The following is a 10,211-nucleotide window of genomic DNA, read 5'->3' as shown; positions in this document are numbered from 1 at the left end:
GCAAAAGAGAGTAATAGATCAGAACGGCCGATCGCCGTCAAGCACTGAAAATAGCAAAATCAGGTGCGGAATGACGGATCCATGCAGCCATTCCAGTATATCGCCATCCACCAACAAAGAAGCCCCTCGCAAGGGGCCTCTTTCATCATGCTGTGAGCGGCGTCGCCATCAGGCTTTCTTCGCCTTGGGCAGGCTCTCCTGCCATTTTCCGTTGTCGTAATGGGCTGTCCAGCCGGTCGCCTTGCCGTTGACCTCGGTCATCACGTACTGCTCCTTGGTCTTGCGGCTGAAGCGCACCACGGAGGCGTTTCCGTCAGGATCTGACGCCGGGGCGTCCGCCAGGTACTGGTGCTTGGGGGAGAGGCGATCGCGGAAGCGCTTGAGCTCCTCCACCAGTGGCGCACGGGTCTCGCGGGATTTGGGGAAGTTGCTGGCGGCCAGGAAGAGACCGGCGGCGCCGTCCCGCAGCACGAAGTGGGCGTCGGACTGGGTGCATTTCAACTCGGGCAGGGGTACCGGATCCTCTTTCGGCGGTGCAATGTCGCCATTTTTCAGGATCTTGCGGGTGTTCTTGCAGCTCTCGTTGGTGCAACCCATGTATTTGCCGAAACGGCCGTTCTTGAGCTGCATCTCGGAGCCGCAGCGATCGCACTCGATGCTCGGCCCTTCGTAGCCCTTGAGCTTGAACTGCCCCTGCTCCACCTCGTAGCCATCGCAATCCGGGTTGCGACCGCAGACGTGCAGCTTGCGGCTGTCGTCGATGATGTAGGCGTCCATGGCGGTGCCGCAGATCCCGCAACGATGCTTGGCACGCAGCGCATCGGTTTCCGCCTCGTCCCCGTCGGTGGCGGAGACGAACTCGTCCGCACTGACCAGGTTGATGGTCTTCTTGCAGCGCTCCTTGGGCGGCAGGGCATAGCCGGAGCAGCCGAGGAAGACGCCGGTGGTGGCGGTACGGATACCCATCTTGCGGCCACAATCCGGGCAGTCGATGTCGGTCAGCACCATCTGGTTGGCACGCATGCCCCCCTCTTCATGGGGCTTGTCGGCCTGCTCCAGCTCCTGGGTGAACTCGGCGTAGAAGGCGTCGAGCACCTTCTTCCACTCCAGGCTCCCCTCTGCGATGCCGTCGAGCTTGTCTTCCATCTTGGCGGTGAACTCGTAGTTCATCAGCTCGACGAAGTTCTCCACCAGGCGGTCGGTGACGATCTCCCCCATCTTCTCGGCGAAGAAGCGGCGGCTCTCGACCCGCACATACCCACGGTCGACGATGGTGGAGATGATGGAGGCGTAAGTGGACGGACGGCCGATGCCGCGCTTTTCCAGCTCGCGTACCAGGGCCGCTTCGGTGAAGCGGGCGGGCGGCTTGGTGAAGTGCTGGCGCGGATCCAGCTTGACCAGTTTCAGCACCTCGCCGACGGTCACCGCCGGCAGCTGGCTGTCTTCACCCTTGCGGCCCATGGGCGGCAGGGCCTTGGTCCAGCCGGCGAAGCGCAGGGTGCGACCGCGCGCCTTGAGCTCGAACTCCCCTGCCTTGACGGTCAGGGTGGAGGAGTCGTACTGGGCCGGGGTCATCTGGCAGGCGACAAACTGGCGCCAGATGAGGTCATAGAGCCGCATGGCATCGGGCTCCATCCCTTCCAGCATCTCGGCAGTCACCTGGACGCTGGAGGGGCGAATCGCCTCGTGGGCCTCCTGGGCATTGGCCTTGGCGCCGTAGAGGTTCGGCTCGCTCGGCAGGTAGGCGGCACCATACTGCTCGCCGATGTATTCCCGCACCGCATCCACCGCCTCTTTGCTGAGGTTGGTGGAGTCGGTACGCATATAGGTGATGTAACCCGCTTCATAGAGACGCTGGGCCATCATCATGGTCTTCTTGACCCCGAAGCTCAGACGGGTAGAAGCGGCCTGCTGCAGGGTGGACGTGATGAAGGGAGCGGACGGCTTGGAGCCGGTCGGCTTGTCTTCCCGGTTGACCACCTTGTAGTCGACCCCTTCCAGGGCCGCCACGGCGGCGAAGGTCTCGGCCTGGGTCACCGGCTTGAAGTCGGCACCATTGCGGCTGACCACCTCCATGCGCAGCTCGCTCTTCTCGGCGGTGAGCAGGTCGGCGTTGAGATCCCAGAACTCCACCGGCACGAACGCCTTGATCTCACGCTCCTTGTCGACGATGAGGCGCACCGCGACGGATTGCACCCGACCGGCGGAGAGGCCGCGGGCCAGCTTCTTCCACAAGAGCGGGGAGACCATGTAGCCCACCACCCGGTCGAGGAAACGACGGGCCTGCTGGGCGTTGACGCGATGAATGTTCAGCTCGGACGGCTGGGCGAACGCCTCCTGGATGGCGCTCTTGGTGATCTCGTTGAACACCACGCGCTTGTAGCGGCTGTCGTCGCCACCGATGATCTCGCGCAGGTGCCAGGCGATCGCTTCCCCCTCTCTATCCAAGTCGGTTGCGAGATAGATGGTGTCGGCCTTGGCGGCCAGACTTTGCAACTCGCTGACCACTTTTTCCTTGCCGGGCAAAATCTGGTAGTTGGCCTGCCAGCCTGCGGTCGGGTTGATGCCCATCCTTGAGAACAGGGCGTTGCGATCCTTGGCCGCCTTCTCGGATTCGCTGAGCTTGATGCCGCGAATGACAGGTTTTTTGGGCTCGGTGCTGGCGCTGCCGCTGGTCGGCAGATCGCGCACGTGGCCTACGCTGGATTTCACCACGTAGTCCTTGCCCAAATATTTGTTGATGGTCTTGGCCTTGGCCGGAGACTCCACGATGACCAGTGATTTGCCCATGCTGTAACTATTATCCTCATTGCACCCGACGGGGTTGGCGTGCGGTTTTGTGGGGCTGTATAAGAGATTTGACGGGAAAAAGCAATCTTGCGGGTCAATTTGCCCGACAGCCCGAACCGCCCTGCTTCTTTATTTATTAATGCGAAGCCGGGGCGCGGGAAGCAACCGCTTTTTTGTTTTTATGCTATATCCCCCCCTTTTTTAGATTGGAAATGACATATCCAGCCACCCTTGTGACATAAAAACCCATTCTGGTTATCAGCTTGTTACAAAGGATGAAATCTCTTTATAATGGCCGCACACCGCAGCTTTGTGCGCGGAAGGAACCGCTCCCCATATAAAAATCGAAAGGATGTGATCATGAAGCACTTCGAGGTCAACTTCGACGGCCTGGTCGGCCCCACCCACAACTATGCCGGCCTCTCCTATGGCAACGTCGCCTCCCAGAGCAACGCCAAAGAGGCCTCCAACCCCAAGGAAGCGGCCAAGCAGGGGCTGCGCAAGATGAAGGCGCTGACCGACCTCGGCATGGTACAGGGAGTGCTGGCCCCCCAGGAGAGGCCGGATCTCGCGACCCTGCGCCGCCTGGGCTTCACCGGCAACGACGCCAGCGTCCTGGCCCAGGCGGCCAGACAGGCCCCCGCCGTGCTGGCCGCCTGCTACTCCGCCTCCAGCATGTGGACCGCCAACGCCGCCACCGTCTCCCCGAGCGCCGACACCCAGGATGGCCGCATTCACTTCACCCCCGCCAACCTGACCAACAAGTTCCACCGCTCCCTGGAGCCCGAGGTGACCGGGCGCATCCTGCGGGCCGTGTTCAACAACGATCGCCACTTCTATCACCACCAGCATCTGCCGGAGAACGACCACTTCGGTGACGAAGGCGCCGCCAACCACACCCGGCTGTGCCGCGCCTATGGCGAAGCGGGGGTCGAGCTGTTCGTCTATGGCCGCAGCGCCTTCGACGTCTCCCAGCCCGCCCCCAAACGCTATCCGGCCCGCCAGACCCTGGAAGCGAGCCAGGCCATCGCCCGCCTGCATGGCCTGGGGGATGAGAGTGCGGTCTTCATTCAGCAGAACCCGGACGTGATCGATCAGGGAGTGTTCCACAACGACGTCATCGCGGTGGGCAACCAGAACGTGCTCTTCTTCCACCAGCAGGCATTCCTCCATACCGAGGCTGCGCTGGCCGAGGTGCGTACCAAGTTCGGCGACGGTGAGCTGCACTTCATCGAGGTACCGACTGCAGAGGTGTCGGTGCAGGATGCGGTGAAGTCCTATCTGTTCAACACCCAGATCCTCACCCTGCCATCCGGCGAGATGGCGATCATCGCCCCCACCGAATGCCGCGACAACCCGGCGGTGTCCGCCTATCTGGCCAGGCTGGTGACCCAGGGCACCCCCATCAAGGACGTCCACTACATGGATGTGAAGCAGAGCATGAGAAACGGCGGCGGCCCCGCCTGTCTGCGCCTGCGGGTCGCCATGAACGACACCGAGCTCGCCGCGGTCAACCCGGCCTGCCTCATCACCGACAGCCAGTTTGCCCGCCTGGATCAGTGGGTCGAGAAGCACTATCGCGACAGCCTGGCGCCGGACGATCTGCGCGACCCCTCCCTGGTGCTGGAGACCCGCACCGCCCTGGACGAGCTGACCCAGATCCTGAAACTGGGTTCCGTCTACCCCTTCCAACGCTGAGGTGCGCCATCGGCCTGCAGAGCCGACGCAATAAAAAAAGAGAGCCGGGCAATGCCCGGCTCTCTTTTTAGTCCTTTGCACTGAGCTATAAAACCTGTTCACGAGCTGTAGCGAGAGATCGTCAGCAAGGTGAAGAGCAGCGCAGGAACCGGAGTGTGTAGATACACATGAGGATTCCGAGCAGCACATGAGCCTTGATCACGACCTCGCAGTAAGCTCGAAACAGGTTCTCAGCGCCAGGGGCTCTGCTGCCACAGCCGGCCAAGGCCGGCCTCCAGCCCCAGTGCCGCCTGCTTGCCAAGCTTCTGGGTCAGGCTCCTTGGTTTGCTGTAGCGGATGCCGACCACCTTGTGATGGCTGGCCTGGGCCAGCAGGTAGTCATCGCTGGTGCAAAGCGCATCCACCAGACCGAGCTGCTTGGCCTGGCTCGCCAGCCAATGCTCGCCCGTGGTCACCTTGTCGATGTCGAGACCGGGTCTGTGCTCGGCCACGAAGGCCTTGAACTGTTCGTGGATGGCCCCCAGCTCCTCGCGAAACTTCTCCCGCCCCAGATCGTCGTTCTCGCCGAACATGGTGATGGTGCGCTTGTACTGACCTGCGGTGTGCATCTCGAATTCGATGTCGTGCTTCTTGAGCAGCTTGTTGAAGTTCGGCATCTGGGCAATCACCCCGATGGAGCCGACGATGGCGAACGGCGCCGCCAGGATCTTGTCCGCGACGCAGGCCATCATGTAGCCACCGCTCGCCGCCACCTTGTCGATGGCCACGGTCAGCGTGATGTCCTTGTCCCGCAGCCGCTGCAACTGGGAGGCGGCCAGGCCGTAACCATGCACCACGCCGCCGCCGGATTCGAGACGCAGCAGCACTTCGTCCCCGGGCCGGGCCACGCCTATCACGGCACTCACCTCTTCCCGCAGGGAGGCCACTTCCTTGGCATCCATGCTGCCGTTGAAGTCGATGACGAACAGCCGGCTGCGCTCATCCTCCCCCTTGGCTTTGGCCTTGTGCTCGGCCTTGCGGGTCTTCTCCATCTGCTTGCGCTCGGCCTTGCCCGCCAGGGCTGCCTGCAGTTGATGGCGCCCCTGCTCCAGCTCGCCGGAGAGATCGGTCACCACCAGCTCCCCCTTGCGGGATTTGGGCTGGCGGCTGCTCGCCACCATCAGGATGACGGCGCCGATGGCCAGCAGGAAGGTGAGGGTCTTGGCCAGAAACAGGCCGTATTCGGTCAAAAATGCCACTTGATGCTCCGCTCAATGTCCGGTTTTTTCACATAGTAAGGAGTTTGCCCCCCTCGCGCAAAAACTCTGCCATCTCCCGTGCCAAGGGCGGAGGGATCGACGCTATCGCCCTGTTTTATTCACATTTTTGCCGTCTCATACTGGTCAACTGCCGGGCCGGGTCAGTACACTTGCCCACTCGATTCGTTGCGCCAAGCCGCCAGGCATTGTTAACAGGAGTCCACATGCTCGACTATCAGGCCCCCCGTGATCTGCTCAAGGACAAGGTCATTCTGGTGACGGGCGCCGGTGACGGCATCGGCCGCGAAGCGGCCCTTACCTATGCGGCCCACGGTGCCACCGTGATCCTGCTCGGGCGCACCAGTGCCAAGCTGGAGGCGGTCTACGACCAGATTGAAGCGGCCGGTCACCCCCTGCCCGCCATCGTGCCAGTGGACTTGAAAGGGGCTACTGCCGCCCACTACCGCGGCATGGCGGAGACCTTCGCCCAGCAGTTCGGCCGCCTCGACGGCGTGCTGTTCAACGCCGGGCTGCTCGGCACCCTGTCGCCGTTCGAACACATTCAGGAGCAGGAGTGGGACGAGGTGATGCAGGTCAACGTCAAATCCGAATTCCTGCTGACCCAGGCGCTGTTGCCCCTCCTTCGCCAGACCGCCAAGGAGCACGGCGAGGCGTCCATCGTCTACACCTCCTCCAGCGTGGGCCGCAAGGGGCGCGCCTACTGGGGCACCTATGCCATTTCCAAGTTCGCCGTCGAAGGCATGATGGAGGTGCTGGCGGACGAGCTAGAGAACACCAGGGTGCGGGTCAACACCCTGAACCCGGGCGGCACCCGCACCAGGATGCGGGCCAGCGCCTTCCCGGCGGAAGATCCGCAAACCCTCAAGACCCCGGCCGATCTGATGCCCCTCTATCTCTACCTGATGGGGCGTGATAGTCAGGGCCAGAGCGGCAAGACCTTCGTGGCCCAGCCCAAATAAATCAACAAATCAACCGGATGGGATTACAGTGAAGAGGGGGTGCCAAGGCGCGCCCTGTTGAATCCCATCGGCCCCAGACAGGTTGCACTATGTTTCGTCCCAAGAGCACGTTTGAGCAATGGCGGATCTTTCAGGCGGTGGTGGACTGCGGCGGTTATGCCCAGGCTGCCGAGGCGCTGAACAAGAGCCAATCCTCCCTCAATCATGCGGTTGCCAAGCTGCAACAGAGTCTGGGGGTGGCCCTGCTGGGGGTGCGGGGACGCAAGGCGGTGCTGACGCCGGCGGGGGAGATCTTCCTCAAGCGGGCGCGCCAGCTCAGCCAGCAGGATCAGTTGCTTGCGATCCCCCTTGTTGTCGGAGCGGTGGCCGAGCCACTGGCTGATGAGGATGCCGATCACCGCGTTCACCGTGTAGAAGAGCCCCACCAGGAAGGGGCGCACCTGCACCTCCTCGGCCAGAAACAGGCTCAAGGTCGGCACCTGCAGCGCCACCGCCACCCCGGTCATGAAGGTCACGGCGAGAAACGAGAGAGAGACGGGATCCGGCCTCTTGCGGGCAGCAGACAGCAAACTCATAGAGATACCATTGATATGGAAGAAAAAAGGAGCCAGATGCGGGCGGGCTTGGCGTATGGCGGCAGCTATTTTATGCCATTATCAACAGCCACCTCAAGGGTTGCGGGGGGGCGTCCAAGTCCGTACATTGGAAGCCCATCCAGCGCCAGTACAAGGATTTAACATGTTTGATTTTGACCGGGAAATAGATCGTAGCGGTACCATGAGCCTGAAATGGGACAAATACAAGGGTCAGGATGTCCTGCCCATGTGGGTCGCAGACACCGACTTCGTCTCTCCCCCCGCCGTACTGGAGGCCCTCACCAAACGGGTCGCCCACGGCATCTTCGGCTATTCGCGCCCTTCTCCCCGGCTCATCGAACTCATCGTATCCCGTCTGGCCAGCCGCTATGGCTGGACCATCCAGCCCGAATGGCTCGTCTTCCTGCCCGGGGTGGTGCCGGGCCTCAACCTCGCCTGCAAGGCCTGGAGCCAGCACGGACGCGGCATCATCACCCCCAAGCCGGTCTACTACCCCTTCCTGCAGGCACCGGGCTTCAATGACCGCCCCCTGCTCACCGTCCCCGTGGTAGAGGAAGAAGGCCGCTGGGTGCTGGATCTCGAAGAGCTTGAGCGTCAGGCCCCCTCGGCGGATCTGCTGCTGCTGTGCAACCCCCACAACCCGGGTGGCACCGTCTTCACCCGGGAAGAGCTGCTGGCCATCGACGCCATCGCCGAGCGCCACAACCTGGTGATCTGCTCCGACGAAATCCACTGCGACCTGCTGCTGGACAAGGATGCCCGCCACATCCCCTATGGTGCCCTGAGCCCGGAGGCGGCCGAGCGCTCCGCCGTCATGATGGCGCCGAGCAAGACCTTCAACATCGCAGGGCTGTGCTGCTCCTTCGCCGTGATCCCCAATGCCCGCCTGCGGCTCAAGCTGCAACAGGCGATGCGCGGCATCAGCGCCGACGTCAATCTGCTGGGGTTCGTGGCGGCCGAGGCGGCCTATGAGGGGGGCGAGCAGTGGCTGAATGAACAGCTCGACTACCTGGCCGGCAACCTGGCCCTGATCGAGCAGGCCGTGGCCCGCTGGCCCGGCGTCAAGCTGGCCCGCAACCAGGCCACCTACCTCGCCTGGATCGACATGAGCGCCCTGGGCCTGGACGATCCCGTCGCCTTCTTCGAACAGGCGGGCGTGGGTCTCTCCCCCGGAGCCCAGTTCGGCAACGGCCAGTTCGTGCGGCTCAACTTTGGCTGCACCCGGGCCCGTCTCACCGAGGCCCTGGCCCGCATGGAGAAAGCCATTCTCCAGACCCGCTAGCGAACCGTCCCGGGCGGCGGCCCCAGGCCGCCCGGTGCGCGCAAAAGCGGTAAAATCCGTTCAGCTTCCCGTCTGATACGGATAAGATGAGGCTCATCACCGGATGAGCCCGCCTCCTCCTCATGTTCAGCCACGGTTTCGGTCCACTATGCGCCCATTCGCCTTCTCTGCCCTGTTGCGTCTGTCACGTACCGCCCTGCCCTGGCTTGCGGCCGTGCTGGCGCCCTCCCTCTTCGCCTCCCCCGCCTATGTCACCATCGGTACGGGAGCCCTCAACGGCGTCTACTACCCGACAGGAGGCGCTATCTGCCGCCTGCTCAACGAGGAGAGTGCCCGCCACGGCCTGCACTGCACGGTGCAGAGTACCTCGGGCTCCATCGCCAATCTGGCGGCGCTCGCCAAGGGAGAGGTACAGCTCGCCCTGATGCAGTCGGATGTGCTCTACCATGCGGTGCACGGCACCGGCCCCTTCGCGGGCCAGGCCCCGGACGATCAGCTGCGCAGCCTGTTGCGGCTCCACAAGGAGTCCCTGACCCTGATTGCCAGCGCCACCAGCAACATCACCACCCTGACCGACATCAAGGGCAAGCGGGTCGATGTCGGCGCCCCCAACTCCGGGGACAGGGTCACCAGCCGGGCCCTGCTCGATGCCATGGGGTGGCGGGTCGCCGACTTCAGCCGCCCGCCTGTGATCTCCCCGGGCAACCGGCTGGAGGGGCTCTGTGACGGCACCCTGGATGCCGCCTTCGTGGTCGCCGGTCACCCCAATCAGGCCATCGGCGATCTCACCGGCCGCTGTCAGGCCCGCCTCATTCCCATCGAGGGGGAACAGGTGGACAAGCTGCTCAAGCAGCACCCCTACTATGATCGCAGCCGCATCGGCGCCAACCTCTATCCGGGGCAGACAAGCGGCGTCAATACCTTCGCCGTCACCGCCGAACTGGTGGCGCTGGCCAGTCTGCCCGAGAGCGAGGTGCGCACCCTGCGGGACGTGCTGAACGAGCGGCTCAAGCAGTTCACCCGGCTGCATCCGGCACTGACCACCCTCACCTGGGAAGGCATGCAGGCGGGCAGCATCGCCCTGCTCCATCCCGGCATGCTGGATGCCGTGCCCACCCTCCCGGCGGACACCCTCACGGCATCCGGGGCAGGGGCGACCTCGGGCGCCCTGCCGACCTTGTCCCCGGCGAGCAGCGCGGCCACACCGACCGATGGGACAGGCCCCCTGGAAGGCACCGCGCCACTGGAGGGGTCCGACACCTTGCCGGAGCAGCCGGCCGCCGCGACCCTCTCAACCAGTTCGGGGGCGGCCTCCACCAACCAGGCCCCGGCACTGACCGAGCCGCCCACACCGGGCAGCGCAACCCTGGCACCAGGCCATCCCCTGACCCCGCCTGAGGCGCACGCCTCGTCGGCAACGCCGCTGGAGGCGCCATCACCGGAGGCCATGCCGGCCAGCCCGCCCAACCACGCGGTGGAGACCACAGCCCCCGCCGGGCAATGAACACCAACCAAGAGGCCACCCCAGGGGTGCAATGCTGTTCACTTAAGGAAGGTGCGAATAAGCGGGGAAATTCTTCTCGGCTGACTCAGTCATTTCATTTCTTCATGTTTGAGCCGATTTTTT

At 63.5% G+C, this 10,211-nt stretch carries 6 protein-coding genes and 2 pseudogenes; 5 read left to right on the top strand and 3 right to left on the bottom strand.

The genetic code is table 11. The annotated features are described in order from the left end of the window. Positions 1 to 168: 168 nt before the first annotated feature. The gene (topA, locus tag OKB81_RS17295) at positions 169 to 2,790 is read right to left on the bottom strand and encodes a type I DNA topoisomerase (protein ID WP_010673895.1); all 2,622 of its coding nucleotides are present in this window, start codon (positions 2,788 to 2,790) and stop codon (positions 169 to 171) included. A gap of 360 nt (positions 2,791 to 3,150) precedes the next feature. Between topA and astB the strand changes: the two genes are divergently transcribed. Next, complete coding sequence (gene astB, locus OKB81_RS17290; protein WP_160838098.1) at positions 3,151 to 4,488, top strand: N-succinylarginine dihydrolase; 1,338 nt, start codon at positions 3,151 to 3,153, stop codon at positions 4,486 to 4,488. 230 nt (positions 4,489 to 4,718) lie between these two features. Here the strand turns inward: astB and sohB are convergent, their stop codons facing one another. Continuing rightward, positions 4,719 to 5,726 (bottom strand): protease SohB, encoded by a 1,008-nt coding sequence (gene sohB, locus OKB81_RS17285; RefSeq protein ID WP_039040521.1) that lies wholly within the window; start codon positions 5,724 to 5,726, stop codon positions 4,719 to 4,721. A 224-nt stretch (positions 5,727 to 5,950) separates the two neighbouring features. On the opposite strand from sohB, the gene OKB81_RS17280 reads away from it, so the two are divergent. Beyond that, the gene (locus OKB81_RS17280) at positions 5,951 to 6,706 is read left to right on the top strand and encodes a YciK family oxidoreductase (RefSeq protein ID WP_103261740.1); all 756 of its coding nucleotides are present in this window, start codon (positions 5,951 to 5,953) and stop codon (positions 6,704 to 6,706) included. Positions 6,707 to 6,795: 89 nt separating this feature from the next. Further along, positions 6,796 to 7,032: pseudogene (locus tag OKB81_RS17275) on the top strand (LysR family transcriptional regulator); the annotation flags it as partial. Here the strand turns inward: OKB81_RS17275 and OKB81_RS17270 are convergent. Next, positions 7,030 to 7,281, bottom strand: a pseudogene (locus tag OKB81_RS17270) (MFS transporter); the annotation flags it as partial. The pseudogenes OKB81_RS17275 and OKB81_RS17270 sit on opposite strands and share 3 nt — an antisense overlap. A gap of 163 nt (positions 7,282 to 7,444) precedes the next feature. Between OKB81_RS17270 and OKB81_RS17265 the strand changes: the two are divergent. Both OKB81_RS17265 and OKB81_RS17260 read left to right on the top strand, forming a co-directional pair. Then, complete coding sequence (locus OKB81_RS17265; RefSeq protein WP_010673889.1) at positions 7,445 to 8,584, top strand: MalY/PatB family protein; 1,140 nt, start codon at positions 7,445 to 7,447, stop codon at positions 8,582 to 8,584. 148 nt (positions 8,585 to 8,732) lie between these two features. Beyond that, entirely contained in the window at positions 8,733 to 10,088 is a 1,356-nt protein-coding gene (locus tag OKB81_RS17260) for a TAXI family TRAP transporter solute-binding subunit (protein WP_160838096.1), read from the top strand. Positions 10,089 to 10,211: the final 123 nt, after the last annotated feature.

The sequence above is a fragment of the Aeromonas sp. QDB56 genome, from assembly GCF_027705505.1.
Lineage (GTDB): Bacteria > Pseudomonadota > Gammaproteobacteria > Enterobacterales > Aeromonadaceae > Aeromonas > Aeromonas caviae.
The sequence above is the reverse complement of the archived record's forward strand: the minus strand, read 5'-3'. Positions and strand labels throughout refer to the sequence as shown.

Excerpts from the sequence above, each read along its gene's own strand:
- topA (WP_010673895.1), bottom strand. The coding sequence starts at position 2,790 with ATGGGCAAATCACTGGTCATCGTGGAGTCTCCGGCCAAGGCCAAGACC.
- astB (WP_160838098.1), top strand. The coding sequence starts at position 3,151 with ATGAAGCACTTCGAGGTCAACTTCGACGGCCTGGTCGGCCCCACCCAC.
- OKB81_RS17280 (WP_103261740.1), top strand. The coding sequence starts at position 5,951 with ATGCTCGACTATCAGGCCCCCCGTGATCTGCTCAAGGACAAGGTCATT.
- OKB81_RS17265 (WP_010673889.1), top strand. The coding sequence starts at position 7,445 with ATGTTTGATTTTGACCGGGAAATAGATCGTAGCGGTACCATGAGCCTG.
- OKB81_RS17260 (WP_160838096.1), top strand. The coding sequence starts at position 8,733 with ATGCGCCCATTCGCCTTCTCTGCCCTGTTGCGTCTGTCACGTACCGCC.